This is a genomic window from Nocardia sp. NPDC051052 (genome assembly GCF_044456045.1).
Taxonomy (GTDB): domain Bacteria; phylum Actinomycetota; class Actinomycetes; order Mycobacteriales; family Mycobacteriaceae; genus Nocardia.
The window spans coordinates 187,575-206,226 of sequence record NZ_JBITFL010000007.1 but is presented as its reverse complement, the minus strand read 5'-3'; the positions used below and the strand labels follow the sequence as shown (position 1 = coordinate 206,226).

22 protein-coding genes are annotated in these 18,652 nt (G+C 66.9%); 10 read left to right on the top strand and 12 right to left on the bottom strand.

The features are described 5' to 3' along the window. Positions 1-157: 157 nt before the first annotated feature. A complete protein-coding gene (locus ACIBCN_RS25355) occupies positions 158-781 on the bottom strand; it encodes a hemolysin III family protein (RefSeq protein ID WP_396994383.1) in 624 nt (207 codons plus the stop codon). Between the two features lie 207 nt (positions 782-988). Between ACIBCN_RS25355 and ACIBCN_RS25350 the strand changes: the two genes are divergently transcribed. Beyond that, positions 989-1,768 carry an isoprenyl transferase gene (locus ACIBCN_RS25350; protein ID WP_357381248.1) on the top strand — a complete coding sequence of 260 codons (780 nt, stop codon included), beginning with the start codon at positions 989-991 and terminating at the stop codon, positions 1,766-1,768. A 27-nt stretch (positions 1,769-1,795) separates the two neighbouring features. Further along, on the top strand, positions 1,796-2,410 hold the full coding sequence (locus tag ACIBCN_RS25345; protein ID WP_396994136.1) for a hypothetical protein: 615 nt from the start codon (positions 1,796-1,798) through the stop codon (positions 2,408-2,410). 6 nt (positions 2,411-2,416) lie between these two features. On the opposite strand, the gene coaA is transcribed toward ACIBCN_RS25345, so the two are convergent. Beyond that, positions 2,417-3,349 (bottom strand): type I pantothenate kinase, encoded by a 933-nt coding sequence (gene coaA / locus ACIBCN_RS25340; RefSeq protein WP_396994135.1) that lies wholly within the window; start codon positions 3,347-3,349, stop codon positions 2,417-2,419. Positions 3,350-3,584: 235 nt separating this feature from the next. On the opposite strand from coaA, the gene ACIBCN_RS25335 reads away from it, so the two are divergent. Beyond that, entirely contained in the window at positions 3,585-4,781 is a 1,197-nt protein-coding gene (locus ACIBCN_RS25335; RefSeq protein ID WP_396994134.1) for a DUF885 domain-containing protein, read from the top strand. Between the two features lie 432 nt (positions 4,782-5,213). On the opposite strand, the gene ACIBCN_RS25330 is transcribed toward ACIBCN_RS25335, so the two are convergent. Both ACIBCN_RS25330 and ACIBCN_RS25325 read right to left on the bottom strand, forming a co-directional pair. Then, on the bottom strand, positions 5,214-5,663 hold the full coding sequence (locus ACIBCN_RS25330) for a nitroreductase family deazaflavin-dependent oxidoreductase (RefSeq protein WP_396994132.1): 450 nt from the start codon (positions 5,661-5,663) through the stop codon (positions 5,214-5,216). A gap of 18 nt (positions 5,664-5,681) precedes the next feature. Next, entirely contained in the window at positions 5,682-6,140 is a 459-nt protein-coding gene (locus ACIBCN_RS25325) for a PaaI family thioesterase (protein WP_396994131.1), read from the bottom strand. A 239-nt stretch (positions 6,141-6,379) separates the two neighbouring features. Between ACIBCN_RS25325 and ACIBCN_RS25320 the strand changes: the two genes are divergently transcribed. From ACIBCN_RS25320 to ACIBCN_RS25310, 3 genes are all read left to right on the top strand, one after another. Then, positions 6,380-6,955 carry a TetR/AcrR family transcriptional regulator gene (locus tag ACIBCN_RS25320; protein WP_396994130.1) on the top strand — a complete coding sequence of 192 codons (576 nt, stop codon included), beginning with the start codon at positions 6,380-6,382 and terminating at the stop codon, positions 6,953-6,955. Positions 6,956-7,056: 101 nt separating this feature from the next. Continuing rightward, entirely contained in the window at positions 7,057-8,352 is a 1,296-nt protein-coding gene (gene glyA / locus ACIBCN_RS25315; RefSeq protein ID WP_396994129.1) for a serine hydroxymethyltransferase, read from the top strand. Positions 8,353-8,859: 507 nt separating this feature from the next. Continuing rightward, entirely contained in the window at positions 8,860-9,597 is a 738-nt protein-coding gene (locus ACIBCN_RS25310) for a GDSL-type esterase/lipase family protein (protein ID WP_396994128.1), read from the top strand. Here ACIBCN_RS25310 and ACIBCN_RS25305 read toward each other — a convergent pair. The 6 genes from ACIBCN_RS25305 to ACIBCN_RS25280 all read right to left on the bottom strand — a co-directional run bounded on the left by ACIBCN_RS25305 (position 9,551) and on the right by ACIBCN_RS25280 (position 14,374). Continuing rightward, complete coding sequence (locus ACIBCN_RS25305; protein WP_396994127.1) at positions 9,551-9,994, bottom strand: hypothetical protein; 444 nt, start codon at positions 9,992-9,994, stop codon at positions 9,551-9,553. The genes ACIBCN_RS25310 and ACIBCN_RS25305 overlap by 47 nt on opposite strands. 38 nt (positions 9,995-10,032) lie before the next feature. Continuing rightward, on the bottom strand, positions 10,033-10,776 hold the full coding sequence (locus ACIBCN_RS25300) for an ESX secretion-associated protein EspG (RefSeq protein WP_396994126.1): 744 nt from the start codon (positions 10,774-10,776) through the stop codon (positions 10,033-10,035). Continuing rightward, the gene (locus ACIBCN_RS25295) at positions 10,773-12,005 is read right to left on the bottom strand and encodes a hypothetical protein (protein ID WP_396994125.1); all 1,233 of its coding nucleotides are present in this window, start codon (positions 12,003-12,005) and stop codon (positions 10,773-10,775) included. The genes ACIBCN_RS25300 and ACIBCN_RS25295 overlap by 4 nt, the downstream gene beginning before the upstream one ends. A gap of 22 nt (positions 12,006-12,027) precedes the next feature. Further along, positions 12,028-12,621, bottom strand: coding sequence for a DUF3558 domain-containing protein (locus ACIBCN_RS25290; RefSeq protein ID WP_396994124.1), 594 nt, complete (start codon positions 12,619-12,621; stop codon positions 12,028-12,030). After that, positions 12,618-13,007 (bottom strand): hypothetical protein, encoded by a 390-nt coding sequence (locus tag ACIBCN_RS25285; RefSeq protein WP_396994123.1) that lies wholly within the window; start codon positions 13,005-13,007, stop codon positions 12,618-12,620. The genes ACIBCN_RS25290 and ACIBCN_RS25285 overlap by 4 nt, the downstream gene beginning before the upstream one ends. A 170-nt stretch (positions 13,008-13,177) precedes the next feature. Further along, positions 13,178-14,374: an FAD-dependent monooxygenase gene (locus tag ACIBCN_RS25280; protein WP_396994122.1), complete on the bottom strand. Its 1,197-nt coding sequence runs from the start codon at positions 14,372-14,374 to the stop codon at positions 13,178-13,180. Between the two features lie 113 nt (positions 14,375-14,487). On the opposite strand from ACIBCN_RS25280, the gene ACIBCN_RS25275 reads away from it, so the two are divergent. Together ACIBCN_RS25275 and ACIBCN_RS25270 are read left to right on the top strand one after the other, a co-directional pair. Beyond that, positions 14,488-15,222, top strand: a complete 735-nt coding sequence (locus ACIBCN_RS25275) for a TetR/AcrR family transcriptional regulator (RefSeq protein ID WP_396994121.1) — start codon at positions 14,488-14,490, stop codon at positions 15,220-15,222. Positions 15,223-15,283: 61 nt separating this feature from the next. Further along, entirely contained in the window at positions 15,284-15,703 is a 420-nt protein-coding gene (locus tag ACIBCN_RS25270; protein WP_396994120.1) for a limonene-1,2-epoxide hydrolase family protein, read from the top strand. A gap of 19 nt (positions 15,704-15,722) precedes the next feature. Here ACIBCN_RS25270 and ACIBCN_RS25265 read toward each other — a convergent pair whose 3' ends face one another. Continuing rightward, a complete protein-coding gene (locus ACIBCN_RS25265; RefSeq protein ID WP_396994119.1) occupies positions 15,723-16,433 on the bottom strand; it encodes a helix-turn-helix domain-containing protein in 711 nt (236 codons plus the stop codon). Between the two features lie 231 nt (positions 16,434-16,664). Here ACIBCN_RS25265 and ACIBCN_RS25260 point away from each other — a divergent pair, with 231 nt between their 5' ends. Together ACIBCN_RS25260 and ACIBCN_RS25255 are read left to right on the top strand one after the other, a co-directional pair. Further along, on the top strand, positions 16,665-17,849 hold the full coding sequence (locus tag ACIBCN_RS25260; RefSeq protein ID WP_396994118.1) for a cytochrome P450: 1,185 nt from the start codon (positions 16,665-16,667) through the stop codon (positions 17,847-17,849). 9 nt (positions 17,850-17,858) lie between these two features. Then, entirely contained in the window at positions 17,859-18,065 is a 207-nt protein-coding gene (locus ACIBCN_RS25255; RefSeq protein WP_396994117.1) for a ferredoxin, read from the top strand. 27 nt (positions 18,066-18,092) lie between these two features. On the opposite strand, the gene ACIBCN_RS25250 is transcribed toward ACIBCN_RS25255, so the two are convergent. Then, complete coding sequence (locus tag ACIBCN_RS25250; RefSeq protein ID WP_396994116.1) at positions 18,093-18,365, bottom strand: hypothetical protein; 273 nt, start codon at positions 18,363-18,365, stop codon at positions 18,093-18,095. Positions 18,366-18,652 lie beyond the last annotated feature (287 nt).

Sequence of the window (18,652 nt, the reverse complement as noted above, 5' to 3'; positions counted from 1 at the left end):
CCGCCGGGCACTCGGCTCCGGGATCGGTACGCCGACTTCGATCGTCTGCTGTGCCATCGTCGCTGCTGCCCCGTCTCGTTTCGACCTCGTTGCCGACTTTATTGCCGAATCCGTGAAAAGGGGACAGTGGGCCTGTTGTGTCGGCCGTTTGTGCCGGTCAGCGCAGCACGACGAGCCACACCGCGACATAGTGAGTCAGCGCGGCGAGCACGGTCGCGGCGTGGAAGAACTCGTGATGGCCGAAGACGGTCGGCCACGGGTTGGGCCACTTGGTGGCGTAGAGGATCGCGCCTGCGCTGTAGATCAGCCCGCCGACCAGCAGCAGGATCAGCGGCGCGATGCCGATCTGACTGTTCAGCTGCCCGGCGACCGGCACGATCGCCCAGCCGAGCAACAGGTACAGCGGCACGCCGACCCAGCGAGGAGCGGTGGGCCACAACAGTTTCAGCGCGACACCGGCCAGCGCGCCCGCCCACACCACGATGAGCAGCGTCTGTCCGGTGCGGCCGGGGAGGCCGAGCAGGGCGAACGGCGTGTAACTGCCCGCGATGAAAAGGAAGATCATCGAGTGGTCCGCCCGCTTCATCCGGATGCGGGCCTGCGGGGTCGGCCAGGTGACCCGGTGATAGACCGCGCTGATGCCGAACAGCCCGCACACGGTCAGCCCATAGACCGCGGTGGACCAGCCGGCGGTCGCCGAGATGGTGGCCGCCTTGGCGACCAGCACGATGGCGGCGACGGCCGCTATGCCGACCGCCCAGGTGTGGATCCAGCCGCGCATCCGTGGCTTCCCGAGCGCTGCGGCCAGGGAGTCGGACCCCGAGCCGTCGGCCACTCCGGTGTCGGTGGCGTCGACCGATTCGGACACGAGCTACCTCCTGGTTGAACTCACCGGTAACCTACGAGACCGTAGGTTTCGCCCCCTCGCTACTGTACCGGGAGACCCGGTCGCTGCCAGGATTCCGCCGCTGAGGCGTAGGGTGGCCGCGTGGAGCTTCCGGTTCAGGTGCGGGGTTTGCCGTATCGCATCTACGAGGCCCGGCTCATGAAGCAGCTGGCCGGCAAACAACATCCCCGCCACGTCGCGGTGATGTGCGATGGCAATCGGCGGTGGGCGCGCGAGAACGGTTTCACCGACGTGAGCCACGGTCATCGGGTCGGCGCGGTGAAAATCGCCGAACTCGTCGGCTGGTGTCAGGCCGAGGGCATCGAGATGGTCACCGTCTATCTGCTCTCCACCGAGAACCTGCAGCGCGACCCCGACGAGCTGGAAACGCTGTTCGAGGTGATCACCGACGTGCTCGAGGAACTGTCGGCACCGGAACAGAATTGGGGCGTGCGGATCGTCGGCTCGCTCGACGGCTTCCCCGAGCTGATCGCCAAGCGGCTGCGCACCGCCGCCGAACGCACCGAGGGACGCGACGGCGTGCACGTGAACGTCGCGGTCGGCTACGGCGGCAGGCAGGAGATCACCGACGCGGTGCGCTCGCTGGTCCGCCAGGAGATCGCCGCCGGGGAGACCGGCGAGGATCTCGTGCAGTCGATCACGGTGAACGCCATCGGCCAGCACCTCTACACCTCCGGCCAGCCCGACCCGGATCTGGTTATTCGCACGTCCGGGGAACAGCGACTCTCCGGTTTCCTGCTGTGGCAGAGCGCATACTCGGAGATATGGTTCACCGAGGCGTACTGGCCGGAATTCCGGCGCGTGGACTTCCTGCGGGCGTTGCGCGACTTCGCGGCACGGCATCGGCGCTTCGGGCTCTGACGCCCGCCCGGCACTGCGCGGTGGGTCATGAGTGACCTCGACAGCCGCTCCGACGGGCACCAGGACGCGGCCCCCGAGGCGACCGAACCGATTCCTTACATCAGCTACGAGGACTTCGGCAGGCGATTCCTCGAATACGCCGCCACCGAACAGCGCATCCTCGGCGCCTTCGATCAGTTGACCGGCGCCGCCTTCGATTTCGGCCCGATCGGGGTCGGCCCAGGCCGGTTGGCGAAGGCGAGCGCGCAGGTGCAGCTCGGACAGGCCGAGGTGCGGCGCGACATCGACGAGGTGATCTCGTTCGCGCTGAAGATTCCGCTCAGCGTGGACATGCTCATCGATCTCGCGCTGGACAAACATCGGTTCGAGGTGGACGGCCACATCCATCTGCACCTGATCGTGCGGGCCGCCGCGCCGCTGCGCGTGGTGATCGACATCGCGACGCCGCGGTCGAGCGACGTCCGGATCAATGTGGCCACAGGCACCATTCGCGGGCAACTGTTGCGCGTCCTCGCCAGCGTCGATCAGGAGATCCGGCGTTTCGTCGCCCGCTATATCGCCAAGGAGATCCAGAAGCCGCACATTGCCGCGGCCCGCGATATCAATGTGGCCAAACGCCTCGACGAAGCGTGGAAATTGTAAGCGGGATCACAATTTGCGCAGTCGCAGTCTATTGATGCTGTGGTCGGCGTCCTTACGCAACACGAGAGTGGCCCGCGGCCGGGTCGGCAGAATGTTCTCCACCAGATTCGGGCGGTTGGTGTTGTTCCAGATCTCCGACGCGGCATGTGTCGCCTGCTCGTCGGTGAATCCGGAGTAGTGGTGAAAATGCGCGTTCGGGTTCGCGAAGGCGGTCTCGCGCAGCGCGAGAAACCGTTGCACGTACCAACTCTCGATGTCCTCGATGCGGGCGTCCACGTAGATCGAGAAGTCGAACAGGTCCGAGACCATCAGCCGGGGCCCGGTCTGCAGCACGTTCAGGCCCTCGACGATCAGGATGTCGGGTTGGTGCACGCAGTGGAACTTGTCCGGCACGATGTCGTAGGAGATGTGCGAGTACACCGGCGCGCACACCTCGGCCGCGCCTGACTTCACCTCGGTGACGAATCGCAGCAGCTTGCGGCGGTCGTAGCTCTCCGGGAAGCCCTTGCGGTGCATGATGCCGCGGCGGGTGAGTTCGGCGGTGGGATAGAGGAATCCGTCGGTGGTGACCAGGTCCACCCGCGGGTGGTGGTCCCAGCGGGCGAGCAGCGCCTGCAGCACGCGGGCGGTGGTGGATTTACCGACCGCGACACTGCCCGCGACGCCGATCACGAACGGCACCTGCCGATCGGGGTGCGTCTCGCCGAGGAAGGTCGCGGTCGCGGCGAACAGCCGCTGGCGCGCGGCCACCTGCAGATGGATGAGGCGAGCGAGCGGCAGATAGACCTCCGCGACTTCTTCGAGGTCGATCTGTTCGCCGAGACCGCGCAGGCCCCGCAGTTCTTCCTCGGTGAGCACCAGGGGAGTCGACTTACGCAGTGTGCGCCACTGTTTCCGGTCGAATTCCACATACGGACTGGGCTCGCTCATTCGTCCCACTTACCCGACGCTCCAGTTCGGCAAACGCGTACACATACCGTGCCGGCTCGGTGTCTTTCGGTCTAACTCTCGCCGCATAGCCGAATTCTGCTCTGCATCAACAGCGTGCGATAAGCGGGGTACCGATAGTGGGGTAACCGGGTCGATGCTGAGTGCATTTCACCGGGCCGGCGCAGCGCGGCATCGCGCGAATATGCCGGGCGCGGGCTGCTGGTGTGCGGCTAAGGTCGGACGGATGGAAGCGCATCCACTGGTGACCGAGTACCTGCGGCTCGGCTTGGCATTCGACCGGCTCGAAGACGGGTTCGTCGACGCGTATACCGGCGATCCGGCCCTGCGCCGCGAGGTGGACAACGCCTCCGCGCCGGAGCCGCGGCAGCTGGCCCGCCGGGCGGCCGAACTGCGTGCCGGGCTGGGCGACGCCGGGCTGACGCCGGAGCGCACCGAATTCCTGGACGTGCACCTGCGCGCGCTGGAATGCTCCGGCCGCAAGTTCGCCGGGGACGACATCGGTTTCGTCGACGAGGTGCGCGCCTACTTCGACGTGGACATCGCGCCGGGCGACGTCGAGGACTATCGGGACGCGCATCGGCAGATGGACGAGGTGCTCGCCGGTGCGGGCCCGCTGGCCGAACGGGTGGCCGCGCACCGCAAGGCCGACGAGATCCCGCCGGAGCGGTTGGCCGCTTGCGTCGAAGCATTCTCGAGCGCACTGCGCGAACTGGTCCGCGACCGGTACCCGCTGCCCGACCACGAGCACGTCACCTACGAGGTCGTCGGCGACAAGCCATGGTCTGGCTTCAACTACTACCTCGGCAACTACCACTCCCGCGTCGCGATCAACTCCGACCTCAAACAGCACATGGCGCACCTGCCGTCGCTGATCGCGCACGAGTCCTATCCCGGCCACCACACCGAGCACTGCCGCAAGGAGGCCGGACTGGTCGCGGCCGGGCAGGCCGAGCAAACCCTGTTCCTGGTGAACACCCCGCAGTGCCTGATGGCCGAGGGCCTCGCGGATCTGGCCTTGCGCTCGATTGTCGGCCCCGGCTGGGGCAAATGGGCCCAGGAGATCTACGCCGACCTCGGCCTGCGCTTCGATGGCGAACGGGCGGAACGCCTTTCGACCGCCTCGGCGAAACTGCTCAGCGTCCGCCAGGACGCGGCACTGCTCCTGCATGACCAGCACCGCAGCGAGGACGAGGTCGCCGAGTTCCTGCAAACCTGGAGCCTCACCACCCCCGAACGCGCCCGCCAATCCCTGCGTTTCCTGTCCTCCCCGCTCTGGCGCGCATACATCTCCACGTATGTGGAGGGCTACCGCCTGCTCGGCGACTGGCTGGATCGCGCGTCGGACGCCGATGAGCGATCCGACCGCTTCCGCCGTTTGCTCGATGAGCCGCTCACTCCGGCGGGGGTCCGGCGCGGCTGACGCGGTGCTTGCGGTACCGGCCGGAACGCTGCGGCGTGAATTAATCGCTGAGACGATTCGCACCCGCTGCCGGGCAGTGGCAGCGGGTGCGAATACCCGAGGGCGATAGCGCCGCGGCGTGCCGTACGGCGCGATCCCCTCCGGTTCGTGCCGGCCAGTCGAATGTCCGCGCTCGCCGTGGCTGTGCGGCGGCGGAATTCGCTGCGCTACTGGACGACCGCGCAGTGCTGGCCGGAGGAGATGGTGCAGACGAGCATCGACAGCTGGCGGAGCAGTCCTTCGATCGGGTTGGTGGGAACCGAGATCAGGGTGACCATGGTGACTCCTCAGGACGGACGGCCGATTCACCTGTTCAACCGGTGGCATCGGGGGTCTCGTTACGCCCGGGCGGGCCCCGAATCAAGGTGCCCCGAGTAGCGGGGGCAGGGAGCGTCAGGCGTTGGTGAAGGTGATGCGCACCGAGATCGCGTCGCTTTCCAGTGCTTTCATCACCCATTCCGCCGCCGATTCGGGCACCCGGCCTTGGGCCATGCTGCGCGAGCGGGCGGACACATCGTCGTCGGGGACGAAGGCGGCGGTGCCGGTGTACCAGCGCTTGCCTTGGCGCAGGCGGACTTTCGGGTGGACGGCGATGTTGCGTGCCCAGCCCGAACGGTAGCCGTGCTGGGAGATCAGCCAGGCGCCCTCGTCGTCGTACGCGACGGTGACCGGAACACGGCGTGGCTCACCGGTTTTGGCGCCGGTGGTCTCCAGCTCGGAAACGAACGCCGAGCGGATGCCGAGGCGGTCGAGCAGGCCGACGGCAGGGTTGGCCAGGTAGCGGCCGATGAGGCGTTCGCGGCGGAACTTGCGGACGGCGGCGCTGGTGCTGCGTGCACTCATGGCGAAGCTCCTTGTGTCTCAGCGGTTTCCGCGCAGGATTACGCAGGTGGTGGTGGCGTGCGCGACCAGCCTGCCCTGTTCGTCGACGACGCGGCCCTCGGCGGTCGCGGTGGTGCGGCCGACATGGATGGTGGTGCCGGTGGCGGTGAGTTTCTGGCCGTCGGTGGGGACGGCACGGATGTAGTTGACCTTCAGTTCCAACGTGGAGTAGCCGACGCCGGCGGCAAGGGTGGAGTGCACCGCGCAGCCCATCACCGAGTCGAGCAGGGTGGCGCAGATGCCGCCGTGTGTGGTGCCGAGCGGGTTGGCGAAGTCGGGACGGGTGCGCAGCGCGAACACCACCTTGCCCTGCTCGATCATGTCCACTTCCATGCCGAGCAGATCGCCGATGAACGGCGGGCGGTCCCGCATCGTCATCGCCATGCGGAGCATTTCCAGGCCCGTCAGTTGCGCGAAGTCGATCGTGGTTTCCGACATAATCCGTCCTTTCGGTGAACCGATCGGTCCACATCTGTCATGATTGCAACATGGACCGATCGGTTCATGCAACAGTGCTGGAGGAAGAGGATCCGCGTGGGAGGCAATCGCGTCACGCTGACAACGCTGACAACGGGCGGAAACTCCGGTCGGCCACTGTCGGGTGGCGTAAGTCACAATGACGCGGTGCTCAATCCTTCGACGGGCACGCGGAACTGCAACCGGACAGGGGGCGCCCGATGACCACAGGCCCACGCGCTCGGCTGATCGAGAGCGCGATCGAACTGGTCCGCGAGCAAGGCGTGGCAGGCGCTGGACTCACCGCATTGCTCGACCGCGGCAAGGCGTCACGCAATTCGCTGTATCAGCACTTCCCGTCCGGCAAGAGCGAGCTCGTCGCGACGGCCACCACGATCGCCGGGGCCCGGCTCACGACCGTGCTCGAGAAGGTCACCACCTCGCGGCCGCCGCAACGATGGTTCGACGCCTTGTTCGGTTGGTGGATCGGCGCGCTGGACACCAGCTCGTTCCGCACCGGCTGCCCGATCGTCGGCGCCGCGCTCGCCGAATCCGAGCCCGGCGTACAAGCCTCGGCCGGTGCGGTATTCGCCGATTGGCACGACAAGCTCGGCACCGGCTTCGCCGACGCGGGCCTGCCCGCGGAGGAGGCGAAGTCCTTCGCCAGCTTCGTGATCAGTGCGCTGGAGGGCGCCATCGTGCAGTCGCGCGCCATGAAATCCACCCAGCCACTGGCCGACGCGCAACAGCACCTCGCGGTCCTGCTCGAACGGTACCTTCCGTCCGCCGACAACTGACGACAGCCAGCGCGAACTCCGTTCGCCGGTGTGCCACTCGGCCGCGGAGTCGCCTGGAACCCCATGCCGAAGAACACAGTGGCGGCCCATAGACTGTGGCGGTGACGCAGACGACGGCCTCGGTCAATACTCAGTCTCTCGGAGAGCTCGATCCGGAGCTTGCCGCCGCCATGGCGGGTGAGCTCGCCCGCGAGCGGGACACCCTCGAGATGATCGCCTCGGAGAACTTCGTGCCGCGCGCGGTGCTGCAGGCGCAGGGCAGCGTGCTCACCAACAAGTACGCCGAGGGCTACCCGGGTCGTCGCTACTACGGCGGTTGCGAGCACGTCGACGTCGTCGAGACGCTCGCCCGCGATCGCGCCAAGGAACTCTTCGGCGCCGAATTCGCCAACGTGCAGCCGCATTCCGGCGCGCAGGCGAACGCCGCGGTGCTGATGGCACTGATGAACCCCGGCGACAAGCTGCTCGGCCTCGACCTCGCGCACGGCGGCCACCTGACCCACGGCATGCGGCTGAACTTCTCCGGCAAGCTGTACGAGACGCACTTCTACGGCGTCAGCAAGGAAGACCACCGCATCGACATGGACGAGGTGCGCCGCATCGCCCTCGAGGCTCGTCCGAAGGTGATCGTCGCAGGCTGGTCGGCCTACCCGCGGCAGCAGGACTTCGCCGCGTTCCGCGCGATCGCCGACGAGGTCGACGCTTACCTCTGGGTGGACATGGCGCACTTCGCCGGTCTGGTCGCAGCGGGCCTGCACCCCTCGCCGGTGCCGCACGCGCACGTGGTGTCCTCCACCGTGCACAAGACCCTCGGCGGCCCGCGCTCCGGCCTGATCCTGGCCAAGCAGGAATTCGCCAAGAAGCTCAACAGCGCGGTCTTCCCCGGCCAGCAGGGCGGACCGCTCATGCACGCCATCGCCGCCAAGGCCGTCGCCTTCAAGATCGCCGCGGGCGGTGAGTTCCGGGACCGTCAGGAGCGCACCCTGTCCGGCGCCAAGATCCTGGCTGAGCGGCTCACCGCGGCCGACGTCAAGGGCAAGGGCGTCAGCGTGCTCACCGGCGGCACCGACGTGCACCTGGTGCTCGTCGACCTGCGCAACTCCGAACTCGACGGCCAGCAGGGCGAAGACCTGCTGCACGAGGTCGGGATCACGGTGAACCGCAACGCCGTTCCGTTCGACCCGCGCCCACCGATGGTCACCTCCGGCCTGCGCATCGGCACCGCCGCGCTGGCCACCCGAGGCTTCGGCGACACCGAATTCACCGAGGTCGCCGACATCATCGCCACCGCCCTCGCAGGCACCTCCGACGTCGACACCCTGCGCAGCCGAGTCACCAAGCTGGCCCAGAGCGTCCCGCTCTACGACGGCCTCGAAGACTGGCGCCTGCTGGGCTGAGCCCGACTTGCTGATGGCCCCGGTCATCGAACGGCTGCCTCCAAGCGCACACCGCTTGTGTAAGCCGCACCCCCAGTACACACGGTGTGCGCCTCACACAGTCGGTGTGCGCCTTCACGCAGTGGGTGTGCGGTCGTAAGTCCACCCCGCTGGAACCCGACATGCGCTCGATACCGCCATCTCGAAACGTCACCACAGCCAGATGACCACGCTGGAACCCCCACCTCACGTGACCAACCGATAACTACAGCCGGGTACGGCAGGCGACGCGCCCAGCACCACCCGATCATTCCCTGGAATATGTGCACCTACCGGATCAGTACACCGACGGACTCGAGGGGGGACTGCCCGGGGATGGAAGGCGGGGCCCGGGTGTGCGTTGTGGTGGTCGCCGTCGGCAGGATCGGGGCCTGGACCCGGCGGCGCACCGATGTGGTTGTTGAGTCGTGTCGTCGCTGATCAGGGGAGTGGGAGCCCGATGGTGTTTGCGCGGATCACCCTTGTCTGATGGTGGGGGAGCGCAGTCTCGAGTTGGGGGCGGCGGGGCCATTTATCGCGGACCAGGTCTACCCGCTGGGGTGCTTTCGGTCCCACCACAATTACGCGCATCTGGCTGCCGCCCCGCTCGGGCTGACGTTGCGTGACCCGGCGTGTTCCGGGGCGAAGATCGCGGATATGTATGTGGCACAGCCGTTGCCGTTCGGCGGCTCGAATATCCCGCAGATGGACGCGGTGGCCTCGGACGCGGCGATCGTGTCGGTGGACTTCGGCATCAACGATTACGCTGACGACGGCTGGACCGCCACCGCGCTGGTGCCGAAACTGGCTGCGCTGCTCGACGATATCCGTGCCCGCGCGCCGCAGGCCAAGATCTTCGTGATGGGCAAGATCGAGCGGGTGCGCGCGGGCGGCTGCTTCCCACAGGTGCCCCTGCCGCCGGCGCAGGCCGACCTGATCTACTCCGGCGTCGAAGCCGTCAACGCGGTGCTGGGTCGACCAGGCCGCGGCGCACGGCGCGACCTTCGTCGACGTCTACCCGGCGAGCGTGGGCCACGACGCTTGTGCGCTGGAGGACGATCGCTGGGCCGAAGGCATCTTCCCGAGCTCACCCGCACAATCGTTGCACGCCAACGCCATTGGGCATCAACACGAGGTGCAGCTGCTCATCGAGGCGATCCGCGAGAACACCTGATCGGCCTCAGCTCGTCGGCAGTTCGATGCCCTTGGCGGCGGCCAGCGCGGTGAGCTTCTCCATCTCATCGATGGCGACCGCGACGTACGCCTTCAACCGGCCGTCGTCGTCGCGGCGCAGCAGGTATTCGTAGTCGCCGTCGGTGAGCAGGGCGCTGTCGCCGTCGTAGAAGTGCCAGCGCACGTGGATCCTGGTGAGGCGGGCGGTGAGGTCGGCCTGTTCGAGCAGGGTGTGCCCGACGGAGGCGAGGCCGAGTGCCTGATAGAACGGGTAGGACTGTTTCAGGCCCGCGGCCATCTCGGTGGTGGAGGAGAGCGTGCCGACGAAGGCGTCGCTGACGATCATGCCGGGCATACCCCAGTGCGTGACCGCGCGTTCGGCGTCGAACGTGCTCAACGATTCTTGGTATTCGACTAGAAACGCCTCGATTTCATCCCGAGTGGTAGTCATGTCGCCAACGTACCCAGACCGGCCGACACCCACACTGTTCACACCGAATCCATCCTGGCCCGGGCCCGGGCGATCGCCTCGTCGAGGTAGCGGGTGATGTCGGCGCTGGTGCCGGGGCGGATCATCAGGGCGCGGTTGGCGGGGACCTCGTAATACCGGCCGTCGGCGGTGTCGATCCAGCGGAGACGACCGGTGCGCAGCGGTTCGGCGTTGCGCGGGCCGAGCAGGACCGCGGCGGTGCCGCGGGTGCCGCAGGATTGGCGCCAGAAGCGGCGGTAGCGATCCTTGACCTCGCTGGCGGGGGCGCTGCCGAACAGGTCGGGGCGTTCATCGTTGAGATCGTCCAGCAGGAACGACTTTTCGCCCGTGGTGCCCGCGGCGGTGTCGGGCAGTAGCCGCACCAGCTCGGTCGCGAGTTGGTCGACGCGGCAGCGGCGCAATTGGATTCGGCCGCCGGTGGGCGCGGGCGTCTGCTGCGCGATGACGCCCGCACCGCCGCGACTGGCGCAACCGATCGCGCGCAGCTCGACGCCGTCGCTGGTGTTGTCATGGCCGAACAGCTCGATGCGCCAATCAGGTCGGGCGAGCACGGTGATGGCGCGGGACAGCGGGGCGCGCTCGGGGCGGGCCAGCTCGTCGCGGAATTCCCGCTGATAGTTCTGGTATTCACGCAAACCGGGAAAGCGGCTGGTGAAGCGGAACGGAAAGGGTAGGCGATCGAGGCCGGTGCCGAACCAGGCCGCCGCGAACTGCTCCGCCGACAGCGACCACTGTGCTGTCACTTTTCTCCGATCACCGGCGGCACCGTCTTTTCCACCTCACCCAGCAGTTCCTTGGCGTGCTCCTCGGTGCGCAGGAAGTTGGGAGACTTGTGTTCGCCGTCGTCCTCGCCTCTGGTTCGGCCGCCGTGCGGAAACATGCCGGGATATCCCGACGTGCCCGGAGCGCCGGTTCGACCGGGGGCGGCGGCGGGTTGCGGTGCTGCCGCGCCTGCCGTGGTGGCGGGCAGCGGCGGGCGGGAGGTGCCTGGGCGTGCTTCATTGTTCGGACCGGCCGAGGTGGGTGGAGATGCCGAGGTGCTCGGGCGATCGCCGGTGCTCGGTGTGCCCAGCTTGCTCGGTGTTCCGTCGTACGAGGCGGAGGTGACGGTGGCCGGTGTCGACGGCAGTGTCGTGGTGGGGATTCCGGTTGTGATCGGGTTGGCCGAGGAAGTCTGGGTGCTCGGCGAGGTCGGGGTGGTGGTGGTTGTCGTCGCGGCGGGGGTGGTGGATGCGTTGTTGTTCTGATTCGGCGAAACAGACTGCGCAGCTGTGTCTTCCGGCTTGCCGTCGGTGTCGGGGGTGGCAGTGTCCGAGGAATTGCCGGACTTGTCGGTCGGCGCCTGTTTGCCGGAATCCGTACTGGCGGAACTGTTGTCCTCAGTGCGGGAGCCGTTGTTGTCGGGAGTCTTCCCGGGGATCGGGTTCGTGCCGGGGTCAACGCTGGTGTCACCGCCGGGCGTCGGCGCGACGACCGGGCTGATCGGCGGCGGGAGTGTCGGGATGGCGGGGGCCGTAGTGCCGTACGGCTGGATGTACTGCGTGGTCATCTCGTCGCGCGCCTGCTCCTCGTTGGAGTTGCGCAGCTCGGGCCCGCGTGGATTGGTCGAGGTGTCCACCACGTCGGGCACCGACATCTTGAACTTCGCGGCCGCGCTCGACGCCTGCGACAACGGTGTGCTCTGCGCGTGCAGCGTCGCGCCGAACTCGCCGACCTGGGTCGCGTAGTCGCGGATGCCGCGCACCGCGCTGTCGGCCGCCGCACCCTCCCAATGCTGTTCGACCGCCTGCTTGATGGCGGACTCGAACTGGTGACCGGCGTCGGTCACCGCCGTCGCTATCTTCGACCAGGCATCGAACGCGCTGTTGAGCCCGTCCGGGTTCATCCCGTCGGCCGCCTGCTTGATCTCGGCGTGGGTAAAGCTTTGCGCGTTCTCGGGATTGGTGATCGCGCGGCCATCGGTCTGTTTCATGATCGCTCCCCCCGTGGGGTGTTCAGCTGCCCGCCGGCAGCAATGGTGCGACTGCTTGGGCGATTTCGGTGGCGACATCACAGGCGGGCAGGCTCTTGCTCGCCTGTGTCTGCGGAACGTTGGTCAGGATGTACAGCGACCCGGATTGCATCTCGATGTTGATCGAGCAGCCGCCGGGGACATCGGGCCGGGCCTCGTAGCGCACCGCTTTGCGCGTGCCCGTCGGGACCTCCACGGCGGCTGGAAATTTGTCTCGTACCTGGGGGAGCGTGCTGTTGGTCGTCTCGATGACGAAGCCGTAGCCCGCCTTGCCGACATAGCGGCAGCCTTTCCAGACGATGCCACTCGCGCTGTCTTGCTTGGGTTCCGGCGGTTTCGCGTCCCATCGGTGCTCGCTCAAGAACTGCGGCGTCAGCGCCGTGCACGGGTCGAATGCAGTCGGCTGGTTGGACCCGGCCGACGTGGTCGCGGCGGCGGCGGACGATGTCGGTGAGGCGCCCGGTGTCGGTGTGCCCGCACCCTTTTCCTCGCCACAGCCAGCCAACAGTAGAAGGCCCGCCGCTGCTGCCGCGAAACCGATTCGCCGAGTGGCCGTTCCACTGACTCCGAGGTTCATACGTCGAGCTCCCGCAGCTTGGCGGCGAACCCGGCGTCGGCGTGGACGTAGCTGTCGCGGATGGCGGCGAACATGGCCTGGATCTCTTGGGCGACAGCGATGTAGTCGGTGATGGTGTCGAAGGCGTTGTTGGGGCCGCCGAATGCCTTCTCGCGGAACAGGGTGACCAGTTCGATGGCGGACGATAATCGGGGATTGGCTTCGCCTAGACCCCAATACGATCGCTCACCGAGTTCGCGTGCGTCGGTCTGCACCGCCACCAGCGAATCGATCAGGTCCTGACATGCCTTGTCGATATCGACGAACCCCTGCGGATCCATCCGCACTTGCAACGCCCCGGACTTCGCATCCTCGATGTACCCGGGAAACGGGCTGTCCACCGCCATCACCGTCCCCTTTCATGAGTGCCTCTGACCCTATAGACGCGCCCCGCCCCGCTTCGGTTCCATCGAAACACAGCGAATTCTCCGGTGCGGGCACATCGGCGGATCGACCCCGCATACTGGTCGGCCTCGAACCAGCGCGCGAGGTCGAAACCACAGCGCGGCCAACGGTTTCAGTTGATCTCGGTCGCGCCGACCATGGTCGGGTAGTCCCGCAGGTCGATGTCGTTGGCGGCCTTGTCGGCGTACTTCGCCATCATGGTGAACATCCGCGACCCGAAGAACCAGTTGCGCAACTTGATACCGTGCGCGGTCTTCGGCGCGAGGAACCGTCCCGCGTTGCTGTTGCCCATGATCTTGGCGTAGCCCTTCATGATCTCGTTGTAGCGCGCGAAGGCCACGGTGTAGTCGCCGTTGGCGACGGCGAGTTCGCCCGCGATGACGTACGCGCCGACCACCGCGAGCCCGGTGCCGAAGCCCGCCAAGGTATTTCCGTACGCCGAGTCACCGACCAGCGCGACTCGGCCCTTGGTGTAGGCGCCCTTCATCCGTACCTGGCTGAGCGAGTCGAGGTAGAAGTCGCTGAAATCGGCCATCTCGCTGAGCATCCTGGGAACGTCCCAGTTCACGTCGGCGTAAACCTGTTCGACGATGCGCCGCTGGGCGGCGGTGTCGTCGCGGGAGTAGTCGAGCTCGGGCGACATGAACATGTACAGCTGCTGCGCTTTGGAACCGCCGCTGATCGCGAGTTTCCCTGGCGAGTTGTGGCCGTAGGCGGTAACGCGTTCGCGCGGCCCGGTGGCATCTTTGCTCCACGGGCTGGCTCCGGCGACGCAGTAGTAGTGGCCGAGGTACTTGACGAAATCCTTTTCCGGCCCGAACGCCAGCTTGCGCACCCGGGAGTGGATGCCGTCGGCGCCGAAGACCAGGTCGAAGGTGCGGGCCGGACCGTGCTCGAATTCGACGTGCACGCCATCGGCGAGTTCGGTGAGTGCGCTGATCGAGTCGCCGAACAGATATTCGCAGTGCTCCGCGGTGCGCTTGTACATGATCTCGGCCAGGTCGCCGCGCAGGATCTCCACGTCGCCGCCGGTGAAGTCGCCGGACATGGTGGCCAGCCGCTTGCCGGTCTCGTCGACGAAGACGGTGTCGGTGGTGCCGGTCCGGCGCTCCTTGATGTCGTCCAGGATGCCCATGCGTGCCAAGACGGTGAAGTGGGTCTGGCCCTTGAAGTCGATGGCCTGGCCGCCCGGACGCAGGCCGGGGGCGCGCTCGACCACGGTGACGTCGAAGCCGTAGCGGTGCAGCCAGTAGGCGAGGGCGGGGCCCGCGATGCTGGCGCCGGAGACGAGGACGGACTTGTTACGCATGATGACTCCTGTGGTTGCAAATCTGCATCCCGTGGAAACTGTTTCCACTGGACACGAATTAGAGTATGGTAGACACAGTTTCAAGTCAAGCCGTTCTTCGGAAGGATTTGGTCATGGCGACACCGACCACCGTTCAGCTGCTGTGGGGCACCCAGCAGCGGCCCAAACGTGGGCCGAAGCCCGCCCTCTCCCTCGACGGGATCGTGGACGAGGCGATCGCGATCGCCGATCGCGAGGGACTGGCGAACCTGTCGATGCAGCGGTTGGCCGAGAGTCTCGGCTTCACGAAGATGTCGCTGTACCGGTACGTGCCGGGCAAAGAGCAGTTGATGGCGCTGATGCTCGACGCTGGCATGGGTACGCCGCCGGATACCGCCGCCGCGCAAGGTGATTCGGCAAACGAAGCCTGGCGTGCCGGGCTGCGGCTATGGTCCGAATCGATTTACGAGCGCTACCGCGCGCACCCTTGGGCCATCGAACTCACGGTCGGTGTGCGCCCGTTCGGCCCCAACGAGATGGGGTGGACGGAGGCCGCGCTCGCCGCGCTCACCGGCACCGGTCTCACCGGCTCGGAGCGGCTCGACACGATCGTGTTGGTGCACGGTCACGTCCAGAGTCTGGCTCGTCAAACGCAATCCTTGGGCGATGACCCGGGCGGTCAATTCGCCGAACAGTTCGCGGAGATGATGGCCCAGGCAGGCGATCGTTTTCCCGCTGTCGCCGCAGCCTTCGCCGAGGAGGCGGCGGCGACAGCGAGCTCCGGCGGCTCGAATGACGCCCTGAACTTCGGCATCGAACGCGTTCTCGACGGTCTGGCCGTCCTGATCGCGCGCCGATCGGGCAGCTGAGCCGTCACGTTCGACGTCCGCGAGGCTGCCACACCACCCGAGTACGGCCTATCGTCGGAACATGACCCAGGACCTCGAACTACAGCAGGACGCGATCACCACGGTGCGGCAGTTCTTTGCCGCGCTCGAACACGGCCCCGTCACCGACGCGCTGGACCTACTGCACCCGGACGTCGTGTGGAAGAACACTTCGTTGCCCGATTTGGGCGGCGGGCTGGCGCGCAAGGTACTGCTCGGCCTGGATCGGGATGCGCTCGGTTTCGCGGTGGAAATGCACCACATCGCCGCCGACGGCAATATCGTGCTCACCGACCGCACCGACATTTTGCGCTTCGGCCCGATCCGCATCGCGTTCTGGGTGACCGGCACCTTCGAACTGCGCGACGGCCGAATCATCCTGTGGCACGACCACTTCAGCTGGGAGAACTTCCTGCGCGGCACGGCCGTCGGGCTCTTCCGCGCCGCACTGCCGCGCGGCTGAATCGCGCCGTGCGGCCGCGTTAATCCTGCGTGTGCTGCTGGTCGAGAAACTTTCGCCAGCGTTCGACGGACTCGATCATGTCGCGACCGACGACGTCGAGGAACCGGCTGGTGTGCTGCGCGCGGTCGCTTGCCGGTGTGCCCGCGCCGAATATCTCGGCGCCGCGCCGGACCACCTCGGCCAGGTCGGACACCTGCCGCGCGCTGACCAATGTCGCATGGACCCAGATGTTTTCGTCGACTACGTAGCGATCCCGGCGGCTGCGGGCGTCACGTTCGCGCTGAATGAGTCCTTGGTCTTCCAGCATGCCGACGGCCGAGGAGATGGTGGCGGGGCTGACCCGAAGCTGTTGTGCCAGTTCGGCGGCGGTGAGGCTGCCGCTGTCGGTGGTGTACAGGCGGGCCAGCACGGCGGCCGCGGTGCGCGGCACGCCGGTGTTGGTGATCTGTGCGGTGAACCGGGTCAGGAATTCGTGGAGGGCCGGATCGCCTGCGGCGGGGGTGTTTTCGGGTGCCGCGCCGCGGTCCCGATGCCTGCGGGCGCGTTGCTCGGTCGCCCGGTGGGCGCGTCCGGGGTGGTAACGACTCGGGCCGCCGTTGCGGATGACCTCGCGGCTGACGGTGGACGTGGGTCTGCCCAGCTGCCTGGCGATCTCGGCGTATCCGAGCCCTTCCGCGAGGCCGTCGGCGATCTGCCTGCGATCGTGCTCGGTCAGCCTGCCACCGGGCATGGGCTCGCCTCCTGAATCGAGCGGCTCGTCGAGCCGCAGATCCAATGTTGCGCTCAGTCGCAGATCATTGCAACAGGAAGATCTTTCGAGTGCATTCACTAGCATTGTCATTGCAATTCAAATACTGAATCTGTCAGGCAGTACGGCGTTTTCGGCTACTTTTACCGTTGAGGAGATTCTGAACGCAACGTAGCGTTCGGCTATATCCGAATAACGATCTAAGTAGGAATCATGGCGCATAATCCGCTCTCCGAGGCCGTCGAACTCCCCAGAGCTCGTCAGCCGGGCTGCCCCTTCGACCCGCCCGCAGAACTGACCGCCCTGCCCTCGCTCGTCCGCATGAATTTCCCTGACGGCCACCGCGGTTGGCTCGCCACCGGACACGCGACCGTCCGCGCCGTTTTCGCCGACCCGCGCTTCAGCGTGCGCTACGAGCTGGGACACAACCCGCTCGCCGATACCGGCCCGATGCCGCCCGCACCGCCGGGCGACATGCTCGGTGTCGACCCGCCGCTGCACACCCGCTACCGAAAGTTGTTGGCGGGCAAGTTCACCGTGCGCAGGATGGCCATGCTCACCGAGCGCGTCGAGGAGGTCACGACCGAACATCTGGACACCATGGCGCGCGACGGCGGTCCGGTCGACCTGGTCGAGTCCTTCGCCTTCCCGGTCCCCGCACTGACCGTCTGCGAACTGCTCGGCGTTCCCGCCACCGACCGAGACACCTTCCGGCAGTCCGTGGCCGTGGCCAACGACCCGAGCGTGAGCATGGACGAGCAGATCTCGGCCTACGCGGCAGTGGTGGAGTACCTCCGCGAACTGGTGGTCGCCAAGCGCGCGGCGCCCACCGATGACCTGCTCAGCGACCTCACCGAGAGCGACCTCGACGACGACGAGCTCGCCGGCGTCGGCGCGCTGCTGCTCGGCGCGGGCCTGGACACCACGGCGAACATGCTGGCGCTCGGCACCTTCGCGTTGCTGTCCCATCCCGCCCAACTCGCCGAACTACGCGCTCGACCCGAACTCGCCGACCAGACCATCGAGGAGCTCATGCGATACCTGAGCATCGTGCACACCACGCCGCGCACGGCCCGCACGGATGTCGAGCTCGACGGACAGACGATCAAGGCTGGGGAGACGGTGACGCTATCGATCCAGGCGGCCAACCGCGACCCGGTCAAGTTCGACGAGCCGGACACCTTCGACATCCGCCGCAGCGCGGTCGGCCATGTCGGCTTCGGGCACGGCGTTCACCAATGCCTCGGTCAGCAGCTCGCTCGCGTCGAGATGCGGGTCGCGTTGCCCGCCTTGCTGACTCGCTTCCCGACATTGCGGCTCGCCGTCCCGGCGCAGGACCTTCCGCTTCGGCACGACATGGATATCTATGGCGTGCACCGGCTCCCGGTCACCTGGTAGGAGGGCCCCGTGAAGATCACCGCCGACCGCGACCGCTGTATCGGCGCGGGGATGTGCGCGCTCCTCGCGCCCGAGGTGTTCGATCAGAACGCCGACGACGGAAAAGTGCGGATACTCGACCCCGCACCGCCGCCCGCACAACACGCGATGAGCAGAGAAGCGGAGCAGGTGTGCCCGTCCAGCGCCATCACGGTTGCGCCGGACGGGAATTCGTAGCCGACGGACCGGGCACCGGTCAACAGATCAGTTGTGCTCGGTCAGATACTCCAGATAGAACGGCCGCAGCACCTCGGCGATCTCGCCGTCGCCCGCGTGGATGTAGTCGTCCAGCATCGGCAGCACGTACTTGATGTCCGCCTCGCTCTCGCCGAGGTTGCCCGCGGCGGCCTCGGCCGCCGGGATCGAGGTGAGCAGGCGCCACAGGAACTTCACGTCCCCGTGCCGCACGGCCAGCTTCACCGCCCGATCGTGCAGTTCCTTCGACGACAACTTCTCCAGGTCCTCGTTACCGGCCATACCCGCGACTCTAACGGGCCGCACCGACCGGCGGCGACGGCCGGTCCGTCCGCTGAGCCCAGTCGTCGTGCCGACGTAGTTCAGCACTGGCTGATCGCCGATGATGCGGCAATGATGCTGGTCACGTCGTCGGCGACGAGACGAATCCGCGCTGGACTCGGCCGCGGCCGCGAAGGCGTCGTTGAGCGGCGGGATTTCCCCGTACCGGCCGGTTTGGGAACGGTTGGCGCGGGGTACGCGGGCCTGGGTGTTTTGGGGTTAACGACAAATTCACGGACACGCCTACC